Origin of the sequence: Moorena sp. SIO4E2 (assembly GCF_010671945.1) — a bacterium.
Lineage (GTDB): Bacteria > Cyanobacteriota > Cyanobacteriia > Cyanobacteriales > Coleofasciculaceae > Moorena > Moorena producens.
Genome location: NZ_JAAHIE010000047.1, coordinates 1 through 26,859, shown reverse-complemented (window position 1 = coordinate 26,859; position 26,859 = coordinate 1). Strand labels below are relative to the sequence as shown.

28 protein-coding genes and 1 pseudogene are annotated in these 26,859 nt (G+C 43.0%); 13 read left to right on the top strand and 16 right to left on the bottom strand.

Features of this window, described 5'->3' with window-relative positions; all coding sequences use genetic code 11:
- Positions 1–188: pseudogene (locus F6K37_RS08370) on the top strand (hypothetical protein); the annotation flags it as partial.
- Here F6K37_RS08370 and F6K37_RS08365 read toward each other — a convergent pair.
- Complete coding sequence (locus F6K37_RS08365; protein WP_287249468.1) at positions 185–502, bottom strand: DUF3067 family protein; 318 nt, start codon at positions 500–502, stop codon at positions 185–187. The pseudogene F6K37_RS08370 and the gene F6K37_RS08365 sit on opposite strands and share 4 nt — an antisense overlap.
- Before the next feature lie 238 nt (positions 503–740).
- Between F6K37_RS08365 and petC the strand changes: the two genes are divergently transcribed.
- Together petC and petA are read left to right on the top strand one after the other, a co-directional pair.
- Positions 741–1,283 (top strand): cytochrome b6-f complex iron-sulfur subunit, encoded by a 543-nt coding sequence (gene petC, locus F6K37_RS08360; RefSeq protein WP_008186806.1) that lies wholly within the window; start codon positions 741–743, stop codon positions 1,281–1,283.
- 114 nt (positions 1,284–1,397) lie between these two features.
- Positions 1,398–2,387, top strand: coding sequence for a cytochrome f (gene petA / locus F6K37_RS08355; protein ID WP_044493942.1), 990 nt, complete (start codon positions 1,398–1,400; stop codon positions 2,385–2,387).
- A 270-nt stretch (positions 2,388–2,657) separates the two neighbouring features.
- Here petA and F6K37_RS08350 read toward each other — a convergent pair whose 3' ends face one another.
- A complete protein-coding gene (locus F6K37_RS08350) occupies positions 2,658–2,843 on the bottom strand; it encodes a hypothetical protein (RefSeq protein WP_287249467.1) in 186 nt (61 codons plus the stop codon).
- 124 nt (positions 2,844–2,967) lie between these two features.
- Between F6K37_RS08350 and F6K37_RS08345 the strand changes: the two genes are divergently transcribed.
- From F6K37_RS08345 to F6K37_RS08335, 3 genes are all read left to right on the top strand, one after another.
- Positions 2,968–3,393: a hypothetical protein gene (locus F6K37_RS08345; protein ID WP_008186800.1), complete on the top strand. Its 426-nt coding sequence runs from the start codon at positions 2,968–2,970 to the stop codon at positions 3,391–3,393.
- Positions 3,394–3,477: 84 nt separating this feature from the next.
- Entirely contained in the window at positions 3,478–5,832 is a 2,355-nt protein-coding gene (locus tag F6K37_RS08340; protein ID WP_287249465.1) for a pentapeptide repeat-containing protein, read from the top strand.
- A gap of 287 nt (positions 5,833–6,119) precedes the next feature.
- The gene (locus tag F6K37_RS08335) at positions 6,120–6,539 is read left to right on the top strand and encodes a DUF29 domain-containing protein (RefSeq protein ID WP_008186795.1); all 420 of its coding nucleotides are present in this window, start codon (positions 6,120–6,122) and stop codon (positions 6,537–6,539) included.
- A 457-nt stretch (positions 6,540–6,996) separates the two neighbouring features.
- Here the strand turns inward: F6K37_RS08335 and F6K37_RS08330 are convergent, their stop codons facing one another.
- The 5 genes from F6K37_RS08330 to F6K37_RS08310 all read right to left on the bottom strand — a co-directional run bounded on the left by F6K37_RS08330 (position 6,997) and on the right by F6K37_RS08310 (position 11,653).
- Positions 6,997–7,221, bottom strand: coding sequence for a hypothetical protein (locus tag F6K37_RS08330; RefSeq protein WP_008186793.1), 225 nt, complete (start codon positions 7,219–7,221; stop codon positions 6,997–6,999).
- Positions 7,222–7,572: 351 nt separating this feature from the next.
- Positions 7,573–7,821 (bottom strand): hypothetical protein, encoded by a 249-nt coding sequence (locus F6K37_RS08325; protein WP_008186790.1) that lies wholly within the window; start codon positions 7,819–7,821, stop codon positions 7,573–7,575.
- Entirely contained in the window at positions 7,821–8,399 is a 579-nt protein-coding gene (locus tag F6K37_RS08320; protein WP_071107184.1) for a Uma2 family endonuclease, read from the bottom strand. Before F6K37_RS08320 ends, F6K37_RS08325 begins: the two co-directional genes overlap by 1 nt.
- A 138-nt stretch (positions 8,400–8,537) precedes the next feature.
- Positions 8,538–10,187 (bottom strand): tetratricopeptide repeat-containing sulfotransferase family protein, encoded by a 1,650-nt coding sequence (locus F6K37_RS08315; protein WP_287249464.1) that lies wholly within the window; start codon positions 10,185–10,187, stop codon positions 8,538–8,540.
- Between the two features lie 8 nt (positions 10,188–10,195).
- Positions 10,196–11,653, bottom strand: coding sequence for a tetratricopeptide repeat protein (locus F6K37_RS08310; protein ID WP_287249462.1), 1,458 nt, complete (start codon positions 11,651–11,653; stop codon positions 10,196–10,198).
- 96 nt (positions 11,654–11,749) lie between these two features.
- On the opposite strand from F6K37_RS08310, the gene F6K37_RS08305 reads away from it, so the two are divergent.
- Entirely contained in the window at positions 11,750–11,929 is a 180-nt protein-coding gene (locus F6K37_RS08305) for a hypothetical protein (protein WP_008186782.1), read from the top strand.
- Between the two features lie 102 nt (positions 11,930–12,031).
- On the opposite strand, the gene F6K37_RS08300 is transcribed toward F6K37_RS08305, so the two are convergent.
- Positions 12,032–12,556 (bottom strand): calcium-binding protein, encoded by a 525-nt coding sequence (locus tag F6K37_RS08300; protein WP_287249461.1) that lies wholly within the window; start codon positions 12,554–12,556, stop codon positions 12,032–12,034.
- A gap of 318 nt (positions 12,557–12,874) precedes the next feature.
- Positions 12,875–15,754, bottom strand: coding sequence for a tetratricopeptide repeat protein (locus tag F6K37_RS08295; RefSeq protein WP_008186778.1), 2,880 nt, complete (start codon positions 15,752–15,754; stop codon positions 12,875–12,877).
- Positions 15,755–16,826: 1,072 nt separating this feature from the next.
- On the opposite strand from F6K37_RS08295, the gene F6K37_RS08290 reads away from it, so the two are divergent.
- Together F6K37_RS08290 and F6K37_RS08285 are read left to right on the top strand one after the other, a co-directional pair.
- Positions 16,827–17,027: a hypothetical protein gene (locus tag F6K37_RS08290; protein ID WP_287249459.1), complete on the top strand. Its 201-nt coding sequence runs from the start codon at positions 16,827–16,829 to the stop codon at positions 17,025–17,027.
- 40 nt (positions 17,028–17,067) lie between these two features.
- Positions 17,068–18,075, top strand: coding sequence for a glycosyltransferase family 2 protein (locus tag F6K37_RS08285; protein WP_287249458.1), 1,008 nt, complete (start codon positions 17,068–17,070; stop codon positions 18,073–18,075).
- A gap of 6 nt (positions 18,076–18,081) precedes the next feature.
- Here F6K37_RS08285 and F6K37_RS08280 read toward each other — a convergent pair whose 3' ends face one another.
- Both F6K37_RS08280 and F6K37_RS08275 read right to left on the bottom strand, forming a co-directional pair.
- The gene (locus F6K37_RS08280; protein ID WP_008186771.1) at positions 18,082–18,393 is read right to left on the bottom strand and encodes an element excision factor XisI family protein; all 312 of its coding nucleotides are present in this window, start codon (positions 18,391–18,393) and stop codon (positions 18,082–18,084) included.
- Positions 18,378–18,629, bottom strand: a complete 252-nt coding sequence (locus F6K37_RS08275) for an element excision factor XisH family protein (protein ID WP_008186770.1) — start codon at positions 18,627–18,629, stop codon at positions 18,378–18,380. Before F6K37_RS08275 ends, F6K37_RS08280 begins: the two co-directional genes overlap by 16 nt.
- A gap of 490 nt (positions 18,630–19,119) precedes the next feature.
- On the opposite strand from F6K37_RS08275, the gene F6K37_RS08270 reads away from it, so the two are divergent.
- Both F6K37_RS08270 and F6K37_RS08265 read left to right on the top strand, forming a co-directional pair.
- On the top strand, positions 19,120–19,467 hold the full coding sequence (locus tag F6K37_RS08270; protein ID WP_287249455.1) for a hypothetical protein: 348 nt from the start codon (positions 19,120–19,122) through the stop codon (positions 19,465–19,467).
- A 73-nt stretch (positions 19,468–19,540) separates the two neighbouring features.
- Entirely contained in the window at positions 19,541–19,690 is a 150-nt protein-coding gene (locus F6K37_RS08265; protein ID WP_154659854.1) for a hypothetical protein, read from the top strand.
- On the opposite strand, the gene F6K37_RS08260 is transcribed toward F6K37_RS08265, so the two are convergent.
- The 4 genes from F6K37_RS08260 to F6K37_RS08245 all read right to left on the bottom strand — a co-directional run bounded on the left by F6K37_RS08260 (position 19,660) and on the right by F6K37_RS08245 (position 22,262).
- Positions 19,660–20,607 carry an NAD-binding protein gene (locus F6K37_RS08260; protein ID WP_287249453.1) on the bottom strand — a complete coding sequence of 316 codons (948 nt, stop codon included), beginning with the start codon at positions 20,605–20,607 and terminating at the stop codon, positions 19,660–19,662. The two genes, F6K37_RS08265 and F6K37_RS08260, sit on opposite strands and share 31 nt — an antisense overlap.
- Positions 20,608–20,637: 30 nt before the next feature.
- Positions 20,638–21,075 carry an RNA-guided endonuclease InsQ/TnpB family protein gene (locus F6K37_RS08255; RefSeq protein ID WP_287249451.1) on the bottom strand — a complete coding sequence of 146 codons (438 nt, stop codon included), beginning with the start codon at positions 21,073–21,075 and terminating at the stop codon, positions 20,638–20,640.
- A gap of 43 nt (positions 21,076–21,118) precedes the next feature.
- A complete protein-coding gene (locus F6K37_RS08250; protein ID WP_287249450.1) occupies positions 21,119–21,979 on the bottom strand; it encodes an RNA-guided endonuclease InsQ/TnpB family protein in 861 nt (286 codons plus the stop codon).
- Between the two features lie 115 nt (positions 21,980–22,094).
- Positions 22,095–22,262: a hypothetical protein gene (locus tag F6K37_RS08245; RefSeq protein WP_287249448.1), complete on the bottom strand. Its 168-nt coding sequence runs from the start codon at positions 22,260–22,262 to the stop codon at positions 22,095–22,097.
- A 370-nt stretch (positions 22,263–22,632) separates the two neighbouring features.
- On the opposite strand from F6K37_RS08245, the gene F6K37_RS08240 reads away from it, so the two are divergent.
- Entirely contained in the window at positions 22,633–23,121 is a 489-nt protein-coding gene (locus tag F6K37_RS08240; protein WP_287249446.1) for a tellurite resistance TerB family protein, read from the top strand.
- Positions 23,122–23,664: 543 nt separating this feature from the next.
- Positions 23,665–23,934, top strand: coding sequence for a hypothetical protein (locus tag F6K37_RS08235; RefSeq protein WP_131827266.1), 270 nt, complete (start codon positions 23,665–23,667; stop codon positions 23,932–23,934).
- Here the strand turns inward: F6K37_RS08235 and F6K37_RS08230 are convergent.
- On the bottom strand, positions 23,862–25,571 hold the full coding sequence (locus F6K37_RS08230) for a GspE/PulE family protein (protein ID WP_287249444.1): 1,710 nt from the start codon (positions 25,569–25,571) through the stop codon (positions 23,862–23,864). The two genes, F6K37_RS08235 and F6K37_RS08230, sit on opposite strands and share 73 nt — an antisense overlap.
- Between the last annotated feature and the right edge of the window lie 1,288 nt (positions 25,572–26,859).

Genomic DNA, 26,859 nt, shown 5'->3' with positions numbered 1-26,859 from the left:
TTTACCTATTACCTATTACCTATTACCTATTACCTATTACCTATTACCTATTACCTATTACCTATTACCTATTACCTATTACCCATTACCTATTACCTATTACCTATTACCTAGTTTGGCCTTTGTCTAAACTTCCCACACCCAACACCCCACACCCCACACCCTACTCCCTATTCCCGACTGCCTAAAAATCCTCTAGCATCCATTCTGAGGACCGCCCACCTAGTTCGATCGGAATACTAACCACTTTCCCCAGTCGTGGACGCTCACGGGTGTTGTTAATGAATTGTTGCAGCTGGCTGGCTCCTCCCCAACCTCGGATATAGTTGGCTACTGTATCTAAATGCTCTAGGTACTCAGCTTCGGAAAGGGGAAAGGATTGCTGCTCCAGATACTTCCACATAATCTGAACAAAGATTTTCCCTTGAGTCCTCCGAATCTGGATGTCGTAGGAGCGTCCCCACTTATTGAGCAGGAGTTGGTGCAAGTCCTGTCCTGTCATAGCTCTTGCCCTAACTTAATGTTTACATTTCGTTACAAATACAACGCTTCTTAACTTTATGATAAAGCGTAAAAGAATGTAATAATACTTATAGTTGAAGCCGTGAATCCTTATATTGCAGGGATTTGGGCAACCCTGTCCAGTGGTTGAATCACACTACAGTTATAAAAGCAGGGTTCAAAAAATTCTGGTAATTTTCCCAGAATTGTAAAAAAAGTATACCTTTAGGCGTTCAGTTATGGCTCAAGCTTCTGGCTCTGCAGACGTTCCAGATATGGGGCGTCGCCAATTTATGAACCTCTTGGCGTTTGGGACAATTACGGGCACATTTGTTGGAGCTCTCTACCCAATCGTTAAGTATTTTATCCCCCCATCCAGTGGTGGGGCTGGTGGTGGTGTCACAGCTAAAGATGCTTTGGGCAATGACATCATGGTCAGCGAGTTTTTAGCTAGTCACAATGTAGGCGATCGCACCCTGACTCAAGGTCTCAAAGGGGATCCCACCTATGTGATTGTTACTGAAGATCAAGGTCTCGAAGCTTACGGTCTCAATGCGGTTTGCACTCACTTAGGCTGTGTTGTGCCTTGGAATGCTAGCAAGAACCGGTTCATCTGTCCTTGCCATGGATCTCAGTATGACAATACTGGCAAGGTAGTACGCGGACCAGCGCCTTTGTCTCTAGCTTTGGCACACGCTACGTTAACGGAAGACGACACCCTAGTCTTCAGCACCTGGAAAGAAACTGACTTCCGCACTGGTGAAGAACCTTGGTGGAGTTAATTGCTTTAGTCCTTAGTCCTTAGTTTTTAGTTAATTGACTAGTGCTAATCAACCATTAGCAATTAACAAGTTGCAATTTTTAAATTACCAATTTTTGAGTTTTTTGGCTTAGTGATGAGAACACCTGATGTATCGGTGATGGTTAACCGTGGCAAGGGGATGATTGCCAGAACTATTGTCTTGGTTGTGGCAGCTGTGGCCCTTTTCTTTGCCAGTGATCTGGCAGTTCCCCAGTCAGCTGCTGCCTATCCCTTCTGGGCACAGGAAACTGCGCCAGAAACCCCTCGTGATGCCACTGGTAAGCTGGCTTGTGCTAATTGCCACCTAGCAGAGAAACCGACAGAAGTGGAAATTCCCCAATCGGTACTGCCAGATACTGTATTTGAAGCTGTGGTTAAGATCCCCTATGACCTAGAAGCACAAGAGGTCTATGGTGATGGTTCTAAAGGTGGCTTACAGGTCGGTGCCGTGGTGATGTTACCCGAAGGTTTCAAGATTGCTCCTCCTGACCGGATTCCGGAGGAAATGCAAGAAGAAACCGAAAACATGTACTACCAACCTTACAGCGAAGACCAGGAAAATATAATACTCGTTGGTCCTCTACCAGGTGAGGAGTATCAAGAAATTGTGTTCCCAGTTCTGTCTCCTGACCCCAGAACTGAGCAAGATATCTATTTTGGTAAATACCAGCTTCATGTCGGTGGTAACCGGGGACGGGGTCAGGTTTACCCCACTGGAGACCTTAGCAATAATAATGCCTTCAATGCCTCTGCCACTGGTGAAATTACCAAAATTTCATTTGAAGAGTATGTTGGCTACGACGTTACTATCAAGACCCCAGATGGCGAGACTGTAGTTGATACGGTTCCCCCTGGCCCAGAGTTACTGGTTGCTGAAGGAGATCAGGTAGTATCAGGACAACCTCTGAGTACTGATCCTAATGTTGGTGGATTTGGTCAAAGGGATGTGGAAGTGGTCTTACAAGACCCAGCTCGGATTAAGTGGTTGATGCTATTCATCGGCGCGATTATGCTATCTCAAGTGTTGCTAGTTCTGAAGAAGAAGCAAGTAGAGAAAGTGCAAGCTGCTGAAATGAATTTCTAGTATTAAGTGGCTGGTTTAGAGGTCACAAAGCGCGTTTGTATCTGGGTTGTAAACACAATTCTTGGCGAAAAAGGCAAGAGGCAAAAGGCAAAAGGCAAGAGGGTAAAGAGATCCTCAGTTTTATTGTCCAATAACAAAATCCTTGCTAGGTTTACATCTCATTTATAAACGCGCTTATTGCAATAGTTATTGGTTAAAGGTTGACAGTTGATGGTTGTAGGGATTTATAGTTGTGTCCCTTGACTACATCAATGGTCAACCTTTATTTATTTAGGGAGTCGGGAATCGGGAGTTGGGAGTCGGGAATCGGGAGTTGGGAGTCGGGAATAGAAATATAATAATCGTATCTGATTCGTGGAAGCCGTAGGGTGCGTTAGGGACGGACTCGCCAAGAAGCAAGCTGTAGCCAGTTTTGTGGAAGTACGTCCCGTAACGCACCACGAGGTCAAACTTCAAAAATGAGATGCACCCGATGGCAGAAGGGAAGGGATAAGCAGGGAGTTTTGAATAAGTCCAGGGATTTTAGAAATGATTTAGGATTGCTATATATCAATCTAAATTTGTGCCAGGTGATTGAACTATGAATGAAAATACTGATCAAAGTCGGAGCTTTACAGTTGGCGATGTAGGAGGGGACTTTAAACCAATCGGCTCAGCAATGATGTCAGATAACGTTCAGATTAGCGGTACAGTTGCCGAGTCCATAAACCAGTTACCTGCTTCCCCTGATCCTACAAAACCAGGTATCAAAGAACTATTGTCTCAACTAATTGAGGCAATCTCTACCTCGTCAGATCTACATGATGACGACAAAGCTGAAGCTTTGGAGCAGGTGAAAATTCTAGCTGAAGTTGGAAATAATCCTAATGATGAAGCTATGAAAAAGAAGGCAAAGACAGCAATGAAAATATTGAAAGGAACGGTTTCTGGCTTACCTAATGTTGCTAAACTAGCAGAGTCATGTAGTAAATTGTTGCCTTTAATTACCAATTTATTGGGGCTGTAACTATTATTTTTTTAAAAATTATGGTGTCACCCTAATTTTTAAAATGATCCACTCTTTAGGCTTAGTTTTCTGAAGGTAAAGCAAATGGCAAACAACCTGCATATTAACTTACTGCGGCAAGGTTTCAAAGTCTGGAATAAATGGAGAAAGCTAAATCCTCTTATTCCTAAGCTTAAGGGGGCGAATCTTACAGGATTAAACCTCTTTAAAGTAGATCTCAGTGGAGCAGATCTCAGTGAAGTAGACTTTAGCAAAACCTCACTCTACAAAGCAAACTTAAGTGGTGCGAACCTCTATAAAGCAAACCTTAGTACTGCAATTCTTCAGGAAGCAGACCTTAGTAAAGCAAATCTTATCGAAGCTAACCTGAAAGATAAAAAATTTCCTCAAACAAATCTCAGCGGAGCAAATCTTACTAGGGCAAACCTTAATGGAGTAAAATTCTATGCACATACAAACCTTAATCAGACCAACTTTAGTTTGTCGAATTTCAGTCGAGTAGATTTTAGCGGACTAAATTTAAGGGGTAGTAACTTTACTGGAGCAAATTTGTATCAAGCAAATCTTAGTACAACAAACCTTAATGGAACAAACTTCAGTAGCGCTAATCTTAGTGGAGCTAACCTCGAACATGCAAATTTACGAGAAGCCCAGATTCAAGAAGCAACTATTGATGAGAAATGGTATTTAGTTTGGGACATCGTTAATAATGGTGTAGAAGGGCGAGAGCTTCAAGGACTTGATCTAAGTATGGCTGACCTTGAAGAAGCAAATCTTTGTGAAGCTGATTTGAGTAGGGTCGATTTCACAAGAACAAAGCTTAATGGAGCTAATCTTGCCAAGTCTATTCTAGTCAAAGCTAATTTCTGTGAGGCAGATCTTAGGGGAGCAGATCTTAGGGGAGCAGATCTTAGGGGAGCGAACCTCAACTATACAAAATTACACCGCACCCAAATTCAGGGAGCAATTATTGACCAAAAATGGTATTTGGTTTGGGACATTGTTAATAATGGTGCGGAAGAACGAGATCTTACCGAAGCCGATCTTAGTGAAGCCGACCTGAGTGAAGCAAACTTCAAAAACGGAAATCTTAGCAGAGTTGATTTTAGTAGCTCTATTTTGAACAGAGCCGATTTGAGTTGGACGGATCTTAGTAGAGTAAATTTCACGAAAGCAAATCTTGCCGGAGCCAATTTTAACTGGGCAGACTTGAACAATGCAGATCTTAGCGAAGTGCAAGGATTTGACTCAATAATCTGTAGCGGTGCTAATTTTAATTGCGCAAGCTTCCGTCAAATAAAAATTTCCAGTGACTCGCTTCATGTGTTTAGAGAAAAAGGAGCCAGTTTCGATGAAGCAGATTTCAGTGAAGCAAATATCCTGATCAGCATTACTGCTAATGCTCCAGTCCGAAATAAAAAAGAGTTTTTTGAAAGTCTACTCTCTTGGAAAAATCAAGAATCGCTTAATGAATCTATCAAAAAATCGTTCTTCTCATCCGAGAAAAGTTTGATACCTGGAATATTGCTGTATACGGATGAAGATGAAAAATTATCCCTTTATGTAAGAAAACACTTTGATGCTCTAGACAAACTAACGGGAGATTGGTGTACTATCTATCTTTTGGAGAATCCCTCCCCTAAGTGGAGACAAGCAAATCACAATTGGAGGAGAATGATTGAATCTGGTTTGGATCTAAACTGGTTTAGAAGTAAACCCTACGATAAGTCTGAAGCCTATGATATTGCTAGACAGTTGAACGTGGAGTTAAGCAATCTTCCATGTCTTATTCTTATTTCTCCTGAAAAATTATCTGAAAGACTCGTATTTGAAATCAAAGAAGTATCAGCTAGCTACTTTCGTAAATTATTTTCAACTATTGAAAAATTAGTTAAAAATTCTAAAGTTAAAAAAACAAATCAAAACAAAGTACGATCTCAAGTTTTCGAGCATATAAAAATTAACTTTAATGAAATAGTAGGGTTTTTGGAAAAAAATGCCACTAAGGATGAAAAAAATTCTGGTGTCAAGTATTTTTTTAAAAGTAATAATCTTTCGGTTTACGTTGAGCCCGTTAATATCGAAAACGTAAACTACACGAATCAAAGTCGAAGTCTTACAGTAGGAGATGTCGGGGTAGATTTTAAGCCAATTGCTTCATCATTTATAGCAGATGATTTGAGTGTGAGTGGTACGGTTGCTGAATCTATCGATTTTGACCAAAGCATGCCTAAAGGGGTGGAGCTTCAAAACCGACAGGAGGAAAAAACTCTAAGCCAAACCTCTAAATCTGATGAATCCAAATCTATACTTAAGTTTGTAGTAATAATTGTTATTTGCTTTGCTTTCCTCGCAGGAGTAGCAGCATACATATTCTTTCAATTAGGCTTATCTAGGAATCCCGTGCCTCGCCCATCTCAAGAGCAAAGTGCGATGTAGGGATTATGCCGTTAGTGCTAGATTCAGAACGAAAAACTTTCTCTTGTTACTAAAAGCTACCAGGTGGCTTTTATTTTGATAATGCAGAAGCTCCCCATAGGATTGCCTGTGGTAAGATAAAAAAAGAGGATATATCAACTATAAAATACCCCTTGATTAGTTGACTCTATGCTGTTAATTTTTTATCTGAAATCCTCAAGAGTAGTGTTATTTTTTGCCGACAGTTTTACCTGAAAACGGGAGAGCATCTGATCGTTACAAAAAAAATAGAAAAGGATGAACCAGCAATGAATAATAGTGACTTGTATGATCAGGATTTCGTTCTGTGGACTGAGACAACTTGCCAGCAACTCAAAACCAGAAACTTTGATGAGTTGGATATAGACAATTTAATTGAGGAGATAGCATCCTTGGGAAGATCCGATAGACGAGAGCTTCAGAGCCGACTTAAGGTTTTGATGGAACATTTGCTAAAAAGGCAGTACGTAGATTCAGAGCCTGATTATCGAGGCTGGGAAAATACTATCGATGAACAAAGAGAACAGATTAATCTTCTGTTGTCTGAATCTCCTAGCCTCAAGCCTTATCTTGAATCGGTCTTTACGGATTGCTACAGATATCCACTGAAGAAGGTGAAGAGGAATTATCCATCTGTTAGTTTTCCTCAGAATTGTCCTTTTACTTCTGATATTTTAGATCAAGATTGACTTATCCTAAGCTGGTCTTCATGTAAATTATATTGTTATGACAGCAGGGGAGAGGGTTTGACGGTGCTTCTTTGTACTGAATTTGCTGTGATTGAGATTGGGCTATTTGAAAATAACTCCAATCGGAATCTGATGCGATTGGCCGTTGGCCACGCTACGGGATGAAGCGAAGCTTCCGCGCTTGTGCGATTGACCGTAGGTCACGCGGGGCGCGTTCGCAATAACACGATGATAGCAATCAATCGCTTGCTTAACTCACATTCCACACCCATCTATAGCAAAAAAAAATAGCCGTAGAAATAATATCCACGGCTATTTCAGTGCTGTAAACACTATGTCATGTCTCTCACTTTCCGAATCAATCCGGATGTGATCTTATTTGATTGGCCAAAGGCCACGCTACGCGAACAGACCGGAGTCGTTGCCAGGGGGGAAACCCCCCCAGAAATTTAACGTGTTAACGCCAAGTCGAATACTTGGTTGCAAAACTAATTACTTGCCCTGGAATACCCGTCGGCTGCAAAGGACTCCAGTCGGAAACCTCTGCATACCCGAGTGCATAAAGGGAGTAAATAGTATTGGTGACTCCTTCAGGAGAGCCCTTAATGTACTTAATTCGTTGTTTCTTTTGCTTAGACTCCTCAGGATTATTGTTTTGATTCGGGATAAAGTTTTGAGACATGGTTAAGAACCTGAATTATGTTTACAATGATGATTGTAATGATTATAATTATATTTGTCAAGGGTTTTTATAAATTTTTTTTGGGTAGATAATTTGATAATAAAATAAGCTATCAGCCGTCAGCTGTCAGCTGTCAGCTGTCAGTTTAAAATAAACCTCAAACCTGAGATTTAATAGTTTGATATTCATGAGAATTGAAAGGAAAGCATTCAGCCGTCAGCTGTCAGTTGTCAGTTTAAAATAAACTTGAAACAAGAGATTTAATAGTTCAAGATTAATGATAATTGAAAGTTTGGGGATTTTCCCTTGGTCATAGGCCACGCTAGGCGAACAGCTTTGTGGAACAGGCTTCTAGTTTGTGGAACAGGCTTGGACGCTGGGACTTAACCCATAGCGCATAAGCTGATCGCTGATCGCTGATCGCTGATCGCTGATCGCTGATCGCTGACAGCTGATCGCTGACAGCTGATCGCTGATCGCTGATCGCTGATCGCTGATCGCTGATCGCTGATCGCTGACAGCTGATAGCTGATAGCTGATCGCTGATAGCTGATAGCTGATAGCTGACAGCTGACAGCTGATAGCTGACAACTTACCCATCAATTAGCACTTATTACCTGTAAAGCCGTAAATTTAAAATCACCGAAAGTCTGGGAAACAATCTGCTCATTACCACGAAATTCTTGTTTTTCATAACTACCATTGTTTAATACCAGCACAGTTACTAACTGCTCTTGGGGGTCAATAATCCAATATTCAGGAATAGCCCTTTCTTGGTATTGTTGTACTTTCTCTACATAATCACGTCGGTAGTTTTCATCTTTTTGGTTTTTGTAGGGGCTAACTACTTCAGCCACAAACTGTGGGGGAAGCATATCAAGGGTGATAGTTAGGCGTTTTTCGGTTTGGATAAGATGTTCTTCTCTAATTACTACTAAATCTGGATAGCGGTTTTGAGGATTTCCTGGAACTTGTAATTCACAACTGTGCATCTTAATTAAGCGGGGGTTAATTAACTTGACTAATTGGAGCATTAGCCACATTACCCTCCAATGATTTGGTTCACTCTCAGGCGGCAATTCTACTAACTCCCCATCAAACAGCTCATAACGATTATCTGTGCCATCATCATATTCCAGGTATTCCTCAAAAGTGAGTTTGGAGGTGGTTTTAACCATGGGGCCCTCGCAATTACTGAATTAAATGGTACAGTTTTTATTATAACATTTTTTTAATTATATTTGGCAATATTATTTTTAATAATATGTTAATTTAAGTAACAGGTGACATTAGTAAATAGAGCCACTTTATTTAGTCTAATCCCAATTAAATGACATTCCTAAATACTCTTCTAACTTCTGATTATGAGGTCGAAAGAAGTCAGTTAACATTTGTCTCAAGTCTTGACTAATGGGAGTGTAAGACCTACCATTGCATTTGGGGTATTGAAAAAACTTCTGATCAGATAAACCCAAAAATGCAATGATGGTACTCATGACAGTCTTGGGATTGCTATAGAAGTCTTCACTCTTCACTATTAAAAATTGTTCTCTTGGAAAAATCTCCATCCATCGTTTTAACTTATAGAAGTAAAGACTTCCTAACAAATTATTTGGGTGTCGATACCCAATCTGTAATAGCTCTGATTCGGTTAAACTTTCCAGTCGTTGCTTTTCTAGAGCTAGGGCATCTTCTAGACTGCGCTTTTCTCGGCCATGATAAAAATTGTGATAGTAACAAGAGATGGCGCGGTCAACGGGATTTCTCAACAAAACAATTAGCTTAACCTTGGGAAAACACTGAAACATCCGTTGGGCAGATTCAGTGCAGTCAAAATAATTAGGGCTTGCTTCCCCAGCTAAGAAATTAGGAGTGTCGGTAATGGATGGAAAATGAGCGAGATACCAATCAATCCCTTGATTATAATATTTACTGAAAAAATTTAACTCTTTTTTATGAGGCGATATAATTTGTGGATAACGACTCAGATACATATATAATGAAGATGTACCAGATCTGGCCGCTCCAATAATAACGAAGTCTGGACCATGCTCTTTTTTAGGTTTCCAGTCAACTTCGGCCAGGTTGGGATTGGATGCAACTGCGTTTTTATAAGCGCTAGTTTGGTAACAACTAATCGCTTCTTGAAGTTGGCCTTGCTCGGTTAGCACATCCCCTAAATTACCCCAAGCTAGAGGAAAATCTGGTTCCCGTTCGATGCACTGTCGATAAAAGGTGATAAGTTGCTCTAACTGTTCTGATTCAATCCAGGTGTACTGTAGGTCTACATAAGCTCGCTTAAAACAGGGGTCAAGCTCAATCGCTTTTTGATAAGACTCTATGGCTTCTTTGAATCGACTTTGCCCTCTGAGGAGTTGACCTAACTGATGATAATCTTTAGCGCTAGAGTTGGGATTACTATCGACTATTTGTCGATAATAGTTCATGGCTTGGTGATTTCGGGGATTATTCTCGACCGCCTGTTGATAAAGTGCGATCGCATCTTCCATCTTTCCCTGGGATTGGAGTATCTCCCCGAGACGATAGTAAGCTTGGAGTAAATTGGGCTTTAACTCAAGGGCTTGTCGATAACAGGTGATGGCTTGGTCTGGTTTTCCCAGAGACCACAGCCTGTTGCCCAACTTAACATGCTCCTCTGGTTTAGCCCAATTCGGCTCTAGGGTTAGAGCCTGATACCAACACTCCGTAGCCTCGTCCTGTTGACCAGTCTTAGCAAAAACCCGAGCCAAGTTACGGTAAGCTCCAGCAAATTTCGGGTCAATTGCGATCGCTTTTTCGTAACATGCGATCGCATCGGGCCACTGTTGCTGTTGAGCATACAGACTCCCCCGATTAGCATGGTCTTTAGCCAACTTTGATTGAATTTTCACCACCTTGAGCTGGCTCTGGGTTTGGTCAACAGAGTCGTGATCATGACCCGAAGATTGCTTGATATCCCTTGACATCGTTACCGTTAAGAAGCTATTTTTTTAACAATCAGTAGACGAGCCTGATGCAGAATCTCAAACTGACCCTTAACTGAATCTAGAAACCTATTAATCCCAATTTTAGGCGCTTCTTGTGGTTTAGCCGGATTGCTCCATCCATAGTTATTAACGATCATCAGCCCCCCAACCTTGAGCAGCTTCCAACAAAGTAAAGCATTTTGCTCAGCAATGGTAGCTTTGTGACGCCTGTCGCGAATGTTAGCTAAATCATAGCAATTGCTATCAAGGGAATTAAGCAACTGCTCAGGTTTTCCCTCTAACCTAGTCACCTTTTCGGCTGCTTCAGTTTTAGCGATATTGGCAGCAAACTCTTCCTGAAAGTATGGCGAAACACAGGTTAATCGAGCTGAGGAGTTAGTCAGGATTTTATCAAGTAACCAGCAAGCGGAATTACCTTGAAAACTCCCAATTTCCAGACACTGAGCATCAGCCACACCAGCTAGGGGCTGCAAGTGTTCTTCCCAGACCGGAATTTTAAAGGTAAACCGATCCTCAGTGAATCGATAATCCTTCTGAGCACACTGATGCCAACCCCGCAATTGAGCAGCTTTTTGATAACAACTGTAGGCTTCGGTCAATTCACCTTTTTTTACCAAAGCATCCCCGAGTTGAACATAAGTCCAGGGATAGTCACCCACTGTCGCAATTACTGCACGGCATGAGACAATGGCTTCATCCCACTTCTGCTGTTGAATCAACAGTTGGATCAGTTCCCGATAAGCTCCAGGGAAATTTGGATCAACCTCAATCGAGCGGCGAAACGCTGCAATCGCTGTGTCCACCATTCCTTGTTTGAGCCAAATCCCAGCAATTTTATAGTGCCCCTTAGCTTGATTTGGGTCAAGGTCGAGTAACTTACGATAACATGCGATCGCATTATCCCACTTCCCCTGGGCTATCAAACAGTCTCCTAACTCGTAGTAAGCTACCCATAGGCTGGAGTCACGCTCAATCGCATTTTGGAAGCAAGCAATGGCTCGATCCGGTTTACCCTGAGCCAGGAACGCTTTCCCTAGTTTATAATGTCCCTGAGCCTTTGCTGATTGGGGTTTCAGCCTCAGAGTCTGATACCAACACTCAATTTCCTCGTCTTTGTTCCCCAGCTGAGAATAGATTTCTGCCAAACTCCAGTAAGCCTCAGGGAAATCTGGCTGGAGGCTAAGAGCATGGTAGTAGGATGCGATCGCTGCTTGCCACTGTTGTTGACTAGTGTATAAACTCCCTATTTTAGCATAGACTTGCACTAAATTCGGTTTGTCATCGAACACTCTAGAGTGCCAGAAAATTGCGTCATCAAACCGACCCATCCCTTGCAAGATATTGCCTAAAACTCGGCAAGTCGAGGCAAAATCAGCTCGATTTGGGGATGGACTTTCCAACGCTTGCTCACAAGCGGCAATTGCTTCAGTTAAGTAATTGTACATGATGAGAGGGAACAGCGGAACAGGGAACAGGGAGCAGGAAACAGCGATGCAGCGCTACTTGATTAACTTTTGCCTGTTGCCTTTCCTTCATAAAACATGTTCACAACTCAAATCAAGCATTCAGCGGTCAGTGGTCAGTGGTCAGTGGTCAGCGGTCAGCGGTCAGCGGTCAGCGGTCAGTGGTCAGTGGTCAGCCGTTGGCCAATGGCCACTCAAGTATCGTGGCACAGGGTTCTAGCCTATGATGTAAAGCATAACCTGATTGCTGATAGCTGATTGCTGCTTACTGATTGCTGCTTACTGATTGCTGCTTACTGATTGCTGCTTACTGATTGCTGCTTACTGATTGCTGCTTACTGATTGCTGATAACTGACCTACTAGAGTATCTCAAAACCATCGTCAGTTTTATTAATTTCAACATCCAAACCTGAACTCAATTGAGCAATGGTTTCCCCATCGACTTTTAGCTCACCAGTGATCGAGTCGTAAGTCACGTTAGTCTGGTCATCAACCCCAGGAATCACGATCCGATCTTCTCCAGAGTTAAACTCAGTAATAATATCCGGTTGATTGTCAAAGAACTCGAAGGTAAATGTATCATGTCCAGGACCTCCGATCGCCACATCAGTGCCTGGTCCTATGATCAGGTTATCATTTCCTGCTCCACCCAGCACCACATCATCCCCTTCATCGCCAGTGATTTGGTCATCCCCTGCTTGCCCCAAGAGCACATCATCCCCGTCACCACCACTAACTTCATCGGTTCCGTCACCAGTCTGAATAACATCTAGACCATCGCTCCCATCAACAAATACTGGTTTATCGTCTGGTCCTAAAATCACGAAGCCATCTTCATTAGTTGGGATAACTTCAAGATCTGGGTCAGCAACAATAGAAGACATCTACTATAACTCCTTCTTTATCCTAGTTGATATTACCACCTATCAACTATAATTTATTACAGAATTTTTAGCCACAAACAAGATTAGTTTTTTTGATTATCAAATAGTTAGTGGTTATACCGAACATAGTGTGTATAAAACCGCGCTTATTGACCACTAGGTCTGATGGGACTGGTTATTTCTCAAAAAACATTCTATTAAAAACTAAAAGTCCCGCCCAATAAGGATTATTTATAGCAATTATTCCCTAATATTGTTACACAGCAAGTTTGGTAGAGCCCAAATATTTTTACTGAATCCATGGCATCATTTGCCTCCTTATTGGTTATGCACCCTTGAGCATAGCTGATTTAGACCAGTAATTTGAATTACTGAATAAAGGGAATCTAAGTTAACTAAGATATCTTCTGTTAGTGAGCTGGTATACATGAGTTTACGAATAGGTTGACAGTCAAAGTTTTCTCCTTTTAAATAGTAATGTTTCAGTCCCAGCTGTTGGCTAATCATCCAGTAATCTGTTCTCACATAATTCGGTGACACTAGTTCTATGATTTGAGTACCAGGGCGACAAAATACAGTATTGCTCAAACCAGCGCCATGGGGAGCAACAATTGCTTTGACAGAAGCAAATAAAGCAACTTGTTCCCTCACAGACAGGCTTTCTAGGGCAATGGTAATAAAACCAAATTGGGATAGCAGCTCCTTGACCTCAGTTTCGTTGAGAACTTGTCGATGTCTGGCTTGAGCTCTAGTGATGTAGATCCGCTCTGGGTATCTTAATTCCAGAGTTTGCGGTAAAAACCTCTGTCTGAGAAAGTTAATAGTACCCTTCGGTACCCAATCAAAATGTCCAGGAAAGGAGGGTAAGACTAACTCCTGGGCTTGAATATGGGGGTAGCGATCGCTGGAGATAATTTTGTTAGCAGGAATGCCTAACCAATTGAGGGTTTCTTGTTGAAAGGGTTGCTGTGGCGTGTTGATCAAAAACCAATCAATCTTAGGGAAATCTATCCCACTGCGGCGCAGGATTTCAATTCTAGGCAGGACATCAAACATCCAGTGGTAGTAGCCATGTCCCGACAATCCCGATAGAACCGCTACTGTGCCATCTATGTACTCTAAAGGCGGCATCTGCTCCAGACTAAATATTAGATGCTTTCTGGGGTCGTAATTCTCACATCCAGGTAAATACCATGGGTAATTTCGAGAGACGTCAGATAGCAAATAATCATCTGGAGTAATGATGGCGATGCTATGACAAATCTTCCAGTAACTGCTTTGGGGGGCAATCCAAGCCCGTCCTTGTGGGATAGTCGCCACAAAGACAGTAGGGGAATCCACAGACAGTGTTTCCGGTGGGTTACACTGATAGACCCTCTTGCCGAGATGAATTGACTGAAACTGGCTACACAGTCGTCTCATACATCGATTACAGGTAACACCGCCACATTGAGACCGGGATTGAGACTGAGCCTGAGACTGGGACTGGCTGGGTTCAACAGATATAGGAGCCAGGGCAGAAACTGGCGGCGCTACCATGGACATGGTGTTGAGATGCTTTGGGAAACCATTGTCCTGTAAACCATGGTTCACAGAAACTTCAAATTCCCTCGATCCCGTATATTGCCAATCCTTCTCGATGGTTGACCAAGGTACCTCTATGTAGTAGCAGCCATGGCACTCTGTCCTCATATACCAGTCCCTGGTTGTTTCATAAATCCCCTTGATCGGGTGAGGGGGTTGGGAGGTGAGAGGGTTAGCACTATAGTTATCTCTCGGCAAGACTCCGAGACTGCCAAGGTTACCGCTGCCCTTGCCCTCTTCTAAGTGCATATGCCAGAGGGCTTCGTAGTATTCAAGGGCTTGCTGGAACCGCTTTTGTTTGCTCAAGACTTGCCCTAACCGTAGATAAATCTGAGGATGAGCTGGTTGCAAGGCTAAACCCATGTGATAAGCCATCACTGCTGCATCCAGTCGCTGCTGCTCGGCTAAACAATCCCCTAACCGTATATACAACTCAACCTGGTCTGGCTGAATCTGTAAAGCTTTCTGGTAATACATTTGAGCCTGCTTTGCTGCACCATACTCAAACAAGGTATCCCCTAAATACAGATAAGTCTGCCACAGATAAAGGCAGACTTGGAAAGTATCCTCTTTGTTCCGTAGTGCCTCAAGAAATCCAGAACAATAGATTTGCGATCGCTCAAGTATGTCCTGGCCTGGTAAACCTTTAGCACGTTGGCAATAAGCCTCCACAAAAGCTGGTTGCAATGCGATCGCTTTTCGTAAATAGTCAAAGGCTAGGGCTAGTTTCCCCTGAGCCATCAGGGCGCTGGCGCATTCACTGTAGGTCAATATCTGTTCTGGATCCAGCCTAAGCAGCCTTTCAAAGTACTGCACTGCTACCGGATAATTCCCCTTCTGTTGCCATAACCGACCCAGATTTAAGTAAGCTGATTTTAGATCTGGGTTTAACTCAATCGCACTACTGTATGCCACCAGAGCCTCAGCTGCCTTACCTTGTGCTTGCAGCACCTTACCCAGATTATTATACAGAGTGCCCCACTTAGGATTATGGTCGATACCTTGTTGGTCGATACCTTGTTGATAGACCGCCTTTGCTGCCTCGAATTGTTTTAGCTCGTAGAGAACACAGCCCAAGTTATTATAAGCGCTGAGGTAATCTGGCTGGTTGGTAATGGCTTGGCGATAACTGTTGGTGGCTTCCTTTAACTGACCCCGTTCACCATACAACACTCCTAGGTGATAGTGGGCTTTGGCATCCTTGGGGTTAAGAGCGATCGCTTGCTGATAGCTTTCTTTGGCAGCATCCCACTCCCACAGCTTGTGCCTGGTGATGCCTAGATTGTAATGGTACTCAGCCTGACCGGGTTGTAGCCAAACAGCCTGTTGATAATGCCATTCTGCTGTTGAGAGATCCTTGAGTTTACTATATAACTCACCTAAGCAGGCATGAGTTTGAGCTTGCTCCGGTTGGAGTTGCACCGCTTTACTATAGGCATAAATTGCTTGCCTGGGCTTTCCCTGAGCAGCTAGGGCAAAGCCTAGTAAGACATTGAATTCCCCAGAATCAGGCTGCCGTTTCAGGGCTTGGCGACAACAAGCAACGGCTTGACTCCATTGCTTCTTGGCTAAATAAGCCTTGACTTGTTGGTAAGTTGGTTCAACCTTGATCATTAGGCAGCTTTGATACTCCCATCGCTAAATCACGGGATTATAGCGTTCGCGAAGCGGCTCCTAGGTCGCTGGGATTCTTAAGATTACAAAACTCTTAACGGCTGAACCAAACAGCCTCTAGACTCTCCGATTAAATCCTTGAGCTTACTTGTCTTTTGGTCTACGCTCTTAGCAGGGGCTTTTCAGCTTGCGCGCAAACCTGCACTTTTTGAGCGATTTAATATGCCTTTATCTTAGCATAGATTATCAAAAAGCGCAACATATCCACTCTCCGATTCCCCTCCCCCTAGGGCGTGTCTTCAAACTCCGAGTACCCCCGTTTCCCTTAAAAAAGGGGGACTTTGAGTATGGCTCCCCCCTTAATAAGGGGGGCTGGGGGGGATCTAATATCTTGCGGAAAACTTTGAAAACACGCCCTAACCCTTCGGGTATAACGGGAGTCCCCTTGGAGTTGAATGATGGGGTTAGAACTAGCTTGGGCAGATGGATAGTTGAACTCTCCCCCGCGTTCAGCCAGCATCGCGGTTTTCAACCGTTAGAGTTTTTATAATTAACGTCTAGTTAAAACGAGTTCAGATCACCGTAACAAAGGACACAAAATTGGTAACTGGTTATTAGCAATTTGTTATTTTTAATTACCTATTAGTCATTACCTAGACGACGAGATTACCTAAACCAGTATATAGCAATTCTACGACTTGTGAGGTACAAATTTCTGGTTTTTAGGGAGCAGGGACTTCGGAGCAGGGACTTCGGAAGAGGGAAGTCGGAAGTGGGAAGAGGGAAAAAATAATGTGTACCTCATAGCTACGAGAAACGCTATATATAGCAGTCGCCAGGGCAGTTAGGACATCGACATTAGTCTCACACCCTTTGTAAGCGATGCAGAGGTGCGACCCGTGGCGAATTTAATTCGCCAACGGAAAAAGCACCATTACGGTCTTGGGGGTTTCCCCCACTCGCTATTGCATCAAGAAGCGCAAGAGTTTGAGTTCTGAGTTCTGAGTTCTGAGTTCTGAGTTCTGAGTTCTGCTATATCAGCTATCAGCTATTAGCTATCAGCTATCAGCTATTGGCCAACGGCCAACGGCTGACGGCTGACAGCTGTTCGCGCAGCACCTCAAGTAGCGCATATGCTTACCTAATTACTATCGGGATTTGTGTAGGAATTGTGAGAATTTTTGATGCCATATTCCCTACTCCCTGTTCCCTACTCCCTGTTCCCTACTCCCAGATCCGCTGTTCCCTGTTGCCTGTTCCCTTTGCTATATAAGGCTATAGCAGTTCTCAATCGGGTCATGGGAGGGTCAGAAATGATACCACAAGTCAGTGTAATTATTCCCGCCTATAATTGCGATCGCTATATTACCGAAGCAGTGGAAAGTGTGCTGAATCAAGAAGCCTGTTCCTATGAGGTAGTGGTCATTGATGATGGTTCAACAGACCAGACTCGATCAGTGTTGCAACCCTATCGCGGACGCATTCGTTACATTTATCAAGAAAACCAAGGAGTCTCCCTGGCCCGGAACCATGGCATTAAACTAGCCTTGGGTGAATTTGTCGCATTCCTTGATGCCGATGACTTTTTTCTGCCAGGTAAGTTAGCTGCCCAGTTAGCAGTATTTGAAGCACAACCCCATCTGGGAATTGTCCATAGTGGTTGGTACCGTGTCGATTCCCAGGGTAAGCGACTAATGACAGTACGTCCATGGGAGAAAGTACCAGAATTAAACTTAGAAAGTTGGCTACTGTGGAAGCCAGTCCTGCCTAGTGCCATGATGTTCCGTCGCCATTGGTTAGAGTCCGTTGGCGGGTTTGACCCCAGGTTTCCACCCGCTGAAGATACAGAAATAGTCCTACGATTAGCCCTCAAGGGTTGTCCTGCCCTTTGGTTGCGTCAGGTAACCGTAGGCTATCGGCAACATCACCAAAGTGCCATGCACAAAGGACTTCCTCAAGCTCGCTCCCTGTCGGCAGCCATTGACAACTTCTTTCAACAGGCTGATTTACCACCAGGCATCCGTCTATTAGAAAATCAGGTGCGTTATGGAACCCTAGTATGGATTGCTTGGTATTTATATAATACAGGACATCCCAGGGAAATGATCAAGTATTTACAGCAGGCTTGGCCCTATAGTCCTTATTTACCCATGGAAACAGTAGTACATTGGGCAGAGAATTTTGCCCAGTTTTCCAACAATTGGGGCGGGGAGTTTGATGCTGATGGGTTAGGGAAGTCACCAGAGTGGCAGCAGTTGATGCAATGGGTAATGGCTCAGGGGAGAGAGACGATGTTGGTAGGTGGGTATAGGTTGTACTAACTGAAACTAGTCCATCAGTTGGTAATCAAGACCAGTGATAATATGTTCTGCAGGGATACCAGCGGAAATCAGAGCCGAGGCCAACCCTTCCTCAAAGTTATCTTCTTCAATAACAACTTGGCCATTAACCAAGCGAGCGTGAAACAAAATCGAGTTAATCCAGCGTTGTTTATCCCAGCCAGTAGCCAGAACTAGGAAGTGACCAGTCTCGGTATCGCAAACAGGATAAAGCCGAATCGCTTGTATACTTGGTTGGGCGCGAGTTTCCTCTTGCAGGATTTCTTTCAGAATATCGCCATAGTTTAGTGAGTGATCCATTCAACAATAGCCTCTTGCTCGGGTTCATAAACTAATAAGTTGATTTTATTCCTCTCGACGGCTAGCTGAAAAATTGTTGTTTTGAAATGCCGAAGATAACTTGTTTTACTGATAGCTAAAAACAATAGATCCCCCCTAACCCCCCTTAAAAAAGGGGGGAAACTGTCGTTCTGGCTCTTGTCCCTCCAAAGCCCATTGGTAAAGCTGAAGCTGTCCCATTGTTTTTTCCAGTTCATTAATAACTGAATAAGTAAGCATATGCGCTACAGATGGTGCTACTTGAGGTGCCATCAGCAGTCAGCAGTCAGCTAATCAACGGGAGGTAGTAAACAAGCTGGGGGGTGCTGTTAGGGCTGGTTGAAAATCCCTGCTCGTTTAACTGTAAGCATTCAGCCTACCGCTATCAGCCGTCAGCTTATTTTATTCAAAAGCTGTTTCCTTAGTCTGGCCTACGACCAATGGCACCTAAAGTAGCGCATAAGCTGATAGCTGATAGCTGACGGCTGAATGCTTACATCTCATCTTCCCATCTCTCCATTTCACAATTTTGCCATTTTGCCATCATCTGTAGGTGGAATCACTGAAATGGTTATGGTGAGTGCTTTCAAGGGTCAAGCGTCAACAAAAGTTATACATAACATACAGAAGTTAAACATTAACGCAAACCTATTCGTAAACCGATAATTGCTACGCTGATTTCAAATAAAAAAACCTAAACTATTATTTATGGTTTATAAATATCTTTATCAACTTCCAGGTGAACGCAATTTTAAAACTAAAACTAAACAAAAAAAAATCTTAGTGATCAACCTTACTTCAAGCTTAGTATTGAGTCTTTATTTTTTTATTATTAAATTTTTGCTATTTGGATTATTACCATCATCCTTATTTATCAAAGAGATAAGTCAGACAACAACACCTAATAAAAATGAGAACTTTATTGTTAAAAATAAAATTTTTGCCGCCCATCCAACCAGTATTCCTTGGATTAATGACTCCTACAACTGTGAAGCAACAGGAAGAGCTTGGGAACAGGGAGAGTGTTGGGACTATGAACATAATCACAACTGGTGATGACGGGATTAATCCTTAAAAGACTATAGGTAAGCATTCAGGCGTCAGCCGTCAGCCGTCAGCCGTCAGCTGAATGCTTACGTTCCCAGATCCGCTGTTCCCTACTCCCTACTCCCTACTCCCTACTCCCTACTCCCTACTCCCTACTCCCTACTCCCTACTCCCTACTCCCTTTTTATACCAATCCTATGTTTACATCTCAACTAACAATGCTATATCTTGATCATGATAGTTTCCCCATTTCTCTACTATTTCCTGAGCAATATGACTAGGGAATGAATGGTAACCGGGTTCCAATTCCTTCGATAAAATTAAGTCAATGGCTATGTTATGGGCATAGAAGACTGGGTCGAGAGTCTGAACTGGAGTAGGTTCTGCTAAGGAAAAATTGATCGGAGCTTTTTTGAAAAGCACTTCGGCATCTGAGAAGTTATCACCAAATTCATCTTCTGCGCCAATGTTGGCAAGATACTTACCACTGAAATCTTCCTTGTCTAAATCATACTCCTTAGAAAGTACTCCATTAACTCCCGTACAGGTTACAACACAAAAAGCCTCCTTGAGTGCTGCCCTAATGCCATCCAGGTCCTCAGCGTGTAACCCTTTGATTCCTCTAGCCCTAAGCTGTTCTAAAATCTTAGGATTTTTCTCGACGACCACCAGCTCCTTGGTTAAGCCTAATAATTCATTAACTAGTCCTTTTCCAACTTTTCCACAACCAAAGATTATCAAATTCTTATCCACTAATGACTCGTTAGTTAACTGGTGGAAGGCTTTGACAAATGCTTTACTAGTCCCATAGAACGTTTCTATATTTTTTAGGGAACTGTCATCCACAGAAATCAAGGGATAGGGAATATCTAAGGATTGATAGATAGTGTTATCGAGTTTAGTTAGCTCTACCACTCCCTGGCTAGGGGTGATTAGTGTGGGTAACTCTCCATAAAGATCTAAACAAATATCATAGTTATCCTCAAAATTACCTTCCAGATTAAGCTCAACATTAGCACTGTGCAAAATTTCCACCGCTTCTGGGTTAGGCTTGATAAAATTAGGGCAAGACACGGTAAGCTCAGCACCAGCCAACAGCAACGGTTCAACTTTAAAGACAGTTTCTATGGTCAAGGGGATATGATGCAATAGTCTTAATCCTTGTTGACACTCCCCGGTCTAAAGACGCGGGGATTCTTGCTTCAACGAGCCAACTTGCTCAACCAGACCGGAATCAGGAAGAGTAGAGGTCAATTCTCCGCAAGCGTTTCGGGAGACCCGACGCTGCGCGAACGGGTCGATGACACAGGTTCCGGTGTGCCCCACCGTACCCAAAGCTCTGTTCAAAATGTTGATGGCAGCGTTATGGTCCCTACCTAACTGGCAACCACACTGACAGATATGGGTTCTAGTTGATAGTGACTTCTTCACGACTTCACCACAGTCAGAGCAATTTTGGCTAGTGTAAGCAGGATTAACTGCGACAGTAACTCTGCCAAACTTTTGACCAAAATGCTCTAGCCATTTCCTGAACTGATACCAACCTGCATCATTAATAGACTTCGCTAAACAGTGATTTTTTACTAGATTTTTGACCCTTAGATCTTCATAGGCCACCAGGTCGTTAGACCGGACTACGCAGCGTGCCGGAGACGAAACCTTAGAAGAGTGCAGCCTTACAACAAAACCTGCCACCTTTGATGCATAGCCTACCAACTATAAAGGCTGCACTCTTCTTGCGGTAACTTCTAACCAGTCTCTTGGCATGCTCTTCACGTCGCCTACTTATACTAAGGTGGTGTCTAGCTAATCTATTAATTGCTTTCTTACGATTGGTTGAGCCTTTCTTTTTTCGGGAAACTCGACGCTGATAAAACTTTAACCGCTTTTCCCCAGTCCTGTAAAAACGAGGATTAGGTTCAGTCTTGCCTCTGGAATCGGTGTAGAAATCTTTTAGACCTACATCTAAACCGACGGTCGCATCAGCAGGTTTTAATTGTTCCTTTACATCGACTGAGACGCAAAATTGAACATAGTACCCGTCGGCTCTTTTGACAATCCGAGCTCGTTTTATCTGTTTCTTATCAAATCTCCACAAGTCCCATGTCCCCTTGAGCTTAAGTTTTCCAATTCCCTTTTTGTCGGTGAATGTGATCGATTTTTTGTCAGGGGACAACTTCCATCCTGATTGCTTATATTCGACCGAGCGACAATGCTTCTGGAATCGGGGAAACCCTTTCTTTCCGGGGACTTTTTTCTTGCAGTTGTCATAGAAGCGGGCGATCGATGACCATGCTCTTTCAGCGGCAGCCTGTCGAGCGGTTGAGTTCAATTCACTGGCAAAATCAAAATCTTTAGCCAAAACTCTACAATATTTGTTGAGGTCGTATTTTGATATGCCTCTATTATCAATCCACAACCTAAGGCAACTGTTGCGGACAAATTTTACTGTCCTGATCGCCTCCTCTATGGCTAAATATTGATGTTTTTTGCCGTATGCCTTGAACTCAAGAATGATCATCAGAAATCGACCTCTTCTGTTGTACTGTTATGCTAACACAGCTAGCACAAATCGACAACTACTAGTGCGACTTTACTCACGGTGGCTAAAGCCACTATCAGCCTTCATCCCCGGTTTAAAAACACGGGGTTTTCGGCTTGTGGGGAATTTTATAAGGCTGATGCGATTGGCCGTAGGCCACGCTACGCGAACGCATCTGTTGTCTCAGCTCAGCCATAAATGGCATCGCTTCAGAGCGGGGATGTTTTTGCCGTGCTTGTTCAAAGACCTTAAAGTCGATCATCTTATCTTAATTTCGGTTAATCATTTATATAGTAGTTCTCAATTGGGTGATGGACAAAATCCAGGATTTTAGGGAACAGGGAAGAGAGCAAAAATCCTCTGTACCTCATGAACATGATAACCGCAATAGCAGTTTTAAAATGAGGGGTCAAGTACCCTGCCCTGCCTGGTCATCCCCTCTCTCCACATCTGAATCCTTACGGGAAATTTTTGAGCTGAAAGCTTTATCCAGCTAGTCTTTCAGCCTTTGCATGGCACATTATTGTTTCAGCTTTGCTACCTTTACCTGAATCAGACAGTTGCAATATTATCCCATCAAAGATAAAATCCGAAGAGTTAACAAGCTGTAAGGGTAAAACAGGATAAAATATATGACTGACGATAAAATGCAAACTCTTTCATCTTTTGCTAAAGATGAGTACGGACTTAGTTCAGCCTCATTCCAAGCTATGGTCAACTATGGTTACGCTTTGTTAGCTATTGCCGGAGGTGATGGAGAGGTTTCTGACCCAGAAATGGAGTGGTTAATCAATCACCAAACGAGATTTGGTGCCCCTGAAGAGGTTGTTGGACTCTACCAGTCTTTTGATTACAAAAATGCTAACCTACAAGAGCTGTTGCCCGATATAAAAAAAGTTGATGTTGAAACTTTGTCAGTAGCCAACGAATTGGTATATCATGCCATTAAGATGTCATCAGCTGATGGAGTTTATGCTGACGCAGAGAGAGCCAAAGTAAAAGAAGCAGCAAAAATCCTCGGAGTTGCTGATGATATTGTTTTGACTCTAGAAAGTTTAGTAGAGATGGAACGAACTGTTGTTAAGATGCGTAAGGCATTGATTCACGTAAACACATTATAGACGACGGTATCACTATACCACGGTAGGTAAGCATATGCGCTACTTGAGGTGCTGCTTGAGGTGCCGTCAGCCGTCAGCCTTGGCCACACTACGCGAATGGCTGATAGTTGAATCCTGATAGCTGAATGCTTACTGTGTAGCTATTTTAGGACTGCTATAAGAGCAAGAAGAATTAAGCGATCGCAAAACAAGACTCTAATTTGAAATCTGGTAGCATACCTTTACAAATTGAATCTCTTTCCATCTCCCCACACTTCCCACACTTCCCCTTCTTTTTGAAAAATATTTGAGAAATATCAGATACACCCGATTAGCGGTAGCGAAGTTGTTGACCCTTGATGACTAAACCCATTCTCATCGCGTTTCCAATTGGAGTGAATCGTTTTTGTTTCGTCATGGTTTGGGGATGATGACCCACGGTAGATAAACTCATGCTAAGCAGAGTCACAACAATTAGTGTAGCGCTTAAATTACGAGTAAAGGTTAAGTCAAACATTATCTGCGGATTTCCAACTGTCTCTACTTTCACAGTAGAAATCTGTTATGATTAGTTCCTCCACTAATATGCAACTACCTGAATTGACTCTCTGGTGGAATGGTGAATCCCACCAATTCAGTGGGTTTAGGAGTGTGGTTGAGCTAGACAATCTGCCCACTGGCACCATGGCAGAAAAATTCAATATTCTTCTGTTTCCCTACTCCCTACTCCCTACTCCCTACTCCCTACCCAGCAGTGTAAATCAACCGTATTTCCTTTTTGGAGCCATCTCATCTAGGGATTTCACTTTAGCAGCTCTTGGCTTGTCCAATTGACCCTGAGACTTACAGGACAAAGCACTGTGGGGTAGAACTCGTAAGATTTCGGTTAGGGTGGTTACCCCTTTGGTTACCTTTTCAATCGCCGCCTTCCGGAAGGAATAAAAACTAATTTTATCCAGGTAACGGTGCAACTGAGTCATAGTTCCCTCATAAATCAACTGCCGCACCGTATCATCTACATCCAGTAACTCTACAATCGCTTCCCGTCCTAAATAGCCGGAATTGTAGCACTTGGCGCAACCCTTTCCTTTGCGCCAACCTTTGAGATTAGCTTCCTCTGGCCTCAAACTCAGCTTCCGCAAATCCTCAGAAGTCGGGGTATAAGGTTCTTGACAGTGGGGACATACTTTGCGCACCAAACGCTGTGCCACTATTCCCAATAGGGCATCACTGATTAAACCCGGTTCCGGACCAATATCTTTAATACGAGGAATAGCACTGACCGCATCATTGGTGTGGAGAGTGGTCAATACTAAGTGACCGGTCAAAGCCGCTCGAATCCCTGTTTCAGCGGTTTCAGCATCCCGAATTTCCCCCACCATAATGATGTCCGGGTCTTGGCGTAAAATTGCCCTCATCCCTGCGGCAAAGGTCATCCCGGCTGCCTCATTCACTTGGGTCTGGGTAATCCGGGGTAAGACATACTCCACTGGGTCTTCCACCGTTACTACATTCACATGTTCCGTGGCTAACCCTTGCAGGGAATTATATAGCGTACTAGTTTTACCAGAACCAGTCGGACCGGTGAGAATAACCATTCCTTGGGGTTGCTGCAACCAACCTTTATAGATTTTAAGCTCTTCGTCAGAAAAGCCTAACTCTTCCAAGCCAGAAAAGGGGTTCTCTCTTGGTAATAAGCGAATCACTGCTTTCTCTCCCCCCACACAAGGGAGGGTACTCACCCGCAGATCTAACCCAAGTCCTGCCTCCTCCCCAGTCGCATAGTTTTCCCCAATCCGACCATCTTGAGGACGGCGGCTTTCAGCAATGTCCATATCAGACATGACTTTGAGAGCAACCACCACTGCTCGACCCAAGTCTGACGGTAAGGTAGTTATATCCCTAAGAATCCCGTCAATGCGATAGCGGACTCTTAAGCCATCAGTCATCGGTTCCAGGTGAATATCACTGGCGCGGTTACGTAGAGCTCCAGAGATAATGGTTTTAATCCGCTCAATCTGGTCAGCCGCTTGGGACAGATACAATTCTGTGGTTTCGGTAATGTCTTCTTGTTCCACCTCACCAGTAAGGGGATTGACAAAGGCTACCGAACTGATGGATTTGGCATTATTGTTTTCCCTGTGGTACCATCTCTTGTAGCTTTTCGGTGCAATGGGAATAATTTTGATTTCGGTGAAAGTGCGATCGCTTAATTTTTTGAGCTGCTCTGGGGATAACTGGACTGGGGTACCCAGGTAATAACAGTTGCGCCACAGTAGCAGCGGAATCACCGGAGGTAAATCTTGGCGATTGGGGAATGGCTTAAAGAACCGGGAGCTGACTTCCCTATCCAGCAGGTTAACGTTTAGTTCTCCTTGTGGGTTAACCAAGAGTTTAAGGGCTGTTTGACAGTTAATTTCACCCTTTCTCAACTTCCTCCAAGCCGATGAAGTTTTAACGCCAGTTTGCATGATTTTTACCCCACTAAATTAAACTAAATTAAACAGTTTTTATTGATGAATTTCCAGTTTTACTTTCCCAAACACCTGGGTGCTTATTGACTATATCAGTTTTCGAGTGATTGCTATTGCCATTGGTTGATATTGGATTGAGAGATTAACGTGTAAGCATTCAGCCGTCAGCTGTCAGCCGTCAGCTGTCAGCCGTCAGCTTATTTTATTCAAAAGCTATAGTTATTGTAGGGTGGGCAAATGACATAATTCCAGATTAAATGGTGATTGGCTTGGTATTTGCCCACCCTACTACTGAGAGCTGATATCTGAATGCTTACATTAACGTTATATATAAATCTTTATCTAATCTTTATATATAACGTTACCTTTTTACTTTCACAAAACCTAGGTAAGCCTACCTAGGCTTACCTACATACGCTTACCTAGTTTTTTCCAATGATTATATCTGATCAATTCCCAACATTACTATAGACGTTTTACCTCCTATAAACACCTTTTTTTGCTCTAGTTTTTTTGCTGTAGTTTTAACAGCTAAGCAAGAGCCAAACTCTATCTATTTATCAGACGGAAATCAACAAGATTACGCAAAGAGAGAATTTTTTTTACAAAAGTTTACATTAGCACCTCAAGTAGCACCATCTGTAGCGCATCAGCACCTCAAGTAGTGTGCGCGTAGCGCATTAGCTGATAGCACCTCAAGTAGCGTGCCCATAGCGCATTAGCTGATAGCACCTCAAGTAGCACCATCTGTAGCGTATTGGCTGATGGCTGATAGCTGATGGCACCTCAAGTAGCGTGCCCATAGGACATAAGCTGAATGGTTAGCACCGAACTTGTAGAGCTGACCTTACTGAGTAACTCCCACGATGAATTGGCTTTGCTGAACCATCTTCACAGAGGAATAGGTCGCCATTGGGAGCGACGGTAAAGACACAGTTTTGTCCAACTTTGTATGAGCAGCGCTAAATAGTCTAGGAGTAAATTATGAAAGTAAGTCCAAAAAAAAGTTAATTTTAAGTTAAGAAATAGTTAATAAATTCCTAGGATATCAATTTTTTGTGAAAGTCTACTGTCAGCTCTTAAACTAATCATAAATTTGTGGGAAATTAAACTAATATTAACCTCTTTATTTAAAGATAGACTAATAGAGTTTTAGTAAGCTATCAGCTATCAGCTATCAGCTATCAGCTATCAGCTATCAGCTATCAGCTATCAGCTATCAGCTATCAGCTATCAGCTATCAGCTATCAGCTATCAGCTATCAGCTATCAGCTATCAGCTATCA

What these genes read in the sequence shown, in the direction of transcription:
- petA (WP_044493942.1), top strand. Translation starts at nt 1,398, where the DNA reads ATGAGAACACCTGATGTATCGGTGATGGTTAACCGTGGCAAGGGGATG.
- F6K37_RS08275 (WP_008186770.1), bottom strand. Translation starts at nt 18,629, where the DNA reads ATGAACTGGAAAAAACAATGGGACAGCTTCAGCTTTACCAATGGGCTT.
- F6K37_RS08365 (WP_287249468.1), bottom strand. Translation starts at nt 502, where the DNA reads ATGACAGGACAGGACTTGCACCAACTCCTGCTCAATAAGTGGGGACGC.
- F6K37_RS08285 (WP_287249458.1), top strand. Translation starts at nt 17,068, where the DNA reads ATGATACCACAAGTCAGTGTAATTATTCCCGCCTATAATTGCGATCGC.
- petC (WP_008186806.1), top strand. Translation starts at nt 741, where the DNA reads ATGGCTCAAGCTTCTGGCTCTGCAGACGTTCCAGATATGGGGCGTCGC.
- F6K37_RS08320 (WP_071107184.1), bottom strand. Translation starts at nt 8,399, where the DNA reads ATGGTTAAAACCACCTCCAAACTCACTTTTGAGGAATACCTGGAATAT.
- F6K37_RS08340 (WP_287249465.1), top strand. Translation starts at nt 3,478, where the DNA reads ATGGCAAACAACCTGCATATTAACTTACTGCGGCAAGGTTTCAAAGTC.
- F6K37_RS08230 (WP_287249444.1), bottom strand. Translation starts at nt 25,571, where the DNA reads ATGCAAACTGGCGTTAAAACTTCATCGGCTTGGAGGAAGTTGAGAAAG.
- F6K37_RS08250 (WP_287249450.1), bottom strand. Translation starts at nt 21,979, where the DNA reads ATGATCATTCTTGAGTTCAAGGCATACGGCAAAAAACATCAATATTTA.
- F6K37_RS08240 (WP_287249446.1), top strand. Translation starts at nt 22,633, where the DNA reads ATGACTGACGATAAAATGCAAACTCTTTCATCTTTTGCTAAAGATGAG.
- F6K37_RS08280 (WP_008186771.1), bottom strand. Translation starts at nt 18,393, where the DNA reads ATGGATCACTCACTAAACTATGGCGATATTCTGAAAGAAATCCTGCAA.
- F6K37_RS08310 (WP_287249462.1), bottom strand. Translation starts at nt 11,653, where the DNA reads ATGTACAATTACTTAACTGAAGCAATTGCCGCTTGTGAGCAAGCGTTG.
- F6K37_RS08345 (WP_008186800.1), top strand. Translation starts at nt 2,968, where the DNA reads ATGAATGAAAATACTGATCAAAGTCGGAGCTTTACAGTTGGCGATGTA.
- F6K37_RS08300 (WP_287249461.1), bottom strand. Translation starts at nt 12,556, where the DNA reads ATGTCTTCTATTGTTGCTGACCCAGATCTTGAAGTTATCCCAACTAAT.
- F6K37_RS08335 (WP_008186795.1), top strand. Translation starts at nt 6,120, where the DNA reads ATGAATAATAGTGACTTGTATGATCAGGATTTCGTTCTGTGGACTGAG.
- F6K37_RS08325 (WP_008186790.1), bottom strand. Translation starts at nt 7,821, where the DNA reads ATGGGTAAGTTGTCAGCTATCAGCTGTCAGCTGTCAGCTATCAGCTAT.
- F6K37_RS08245 (WP_287249448.1), bottom strand. Translation starts at nt 22,262, where the DNA reads ATGATCGACTTTAAGGTCTTTGAACAAGCACGGCAAAAACATCCCCGC.
- F6K37_RS08265 (WP_154659854.1), top strand. Translation starts at nt 19,541, where the DNA reads ATGCTTACGTTCCCAGATCCGCTGTTCCCTACTCCCTACTCCCTACTC.
- F6K37_RS08270 (WP_287249455.1), top strand. Translation starts at nt 19,120, where the DNA reads ATGGTTTATAAATATCTTTATCAACTTCCAGGTGAACGCAATTTTAAA.
- F6K37_RS08330 (WP_008186793.1), bottom strand. Translation starts at nt 7,221, where the DNA reads ATGTCTCAAAACTTTATCCCGAATCAAAACAATAATCCTGAGGAGTCT.
- F6K37_RS08315 (WP_287249464.1), bottom strand. Translation starts at nt 10,187, where the DNA reads ATGTCAAGGGATATCAAGCAATCTTCGGGTCATGATCACGACTCTGTT.
- F6K37_RS08235 (WP_131827266.1), top strand. Translation starts at nt 23,665, where the DNA reads ATGATTAGTTCCTCCACTAATATGCAACTACCTGAATTGACTCTCTGG.
- F6K37_RS08295 (WP_008186778.1), bottom strand. Translation starts at nt 15,754, where the DNA reads ATGATCAAGGTTGAACCAACTTACCAACAAGTCAAGGCTTATTTAGCC.
- F6K37_RS08305 (WP_008186782.1), top strand. Translation starts at nt 11,750, where the DNA reads ATGTTCACAACTCAAATCAAGCATTCAGCGGTCAGTGGTCAGTGGTCA.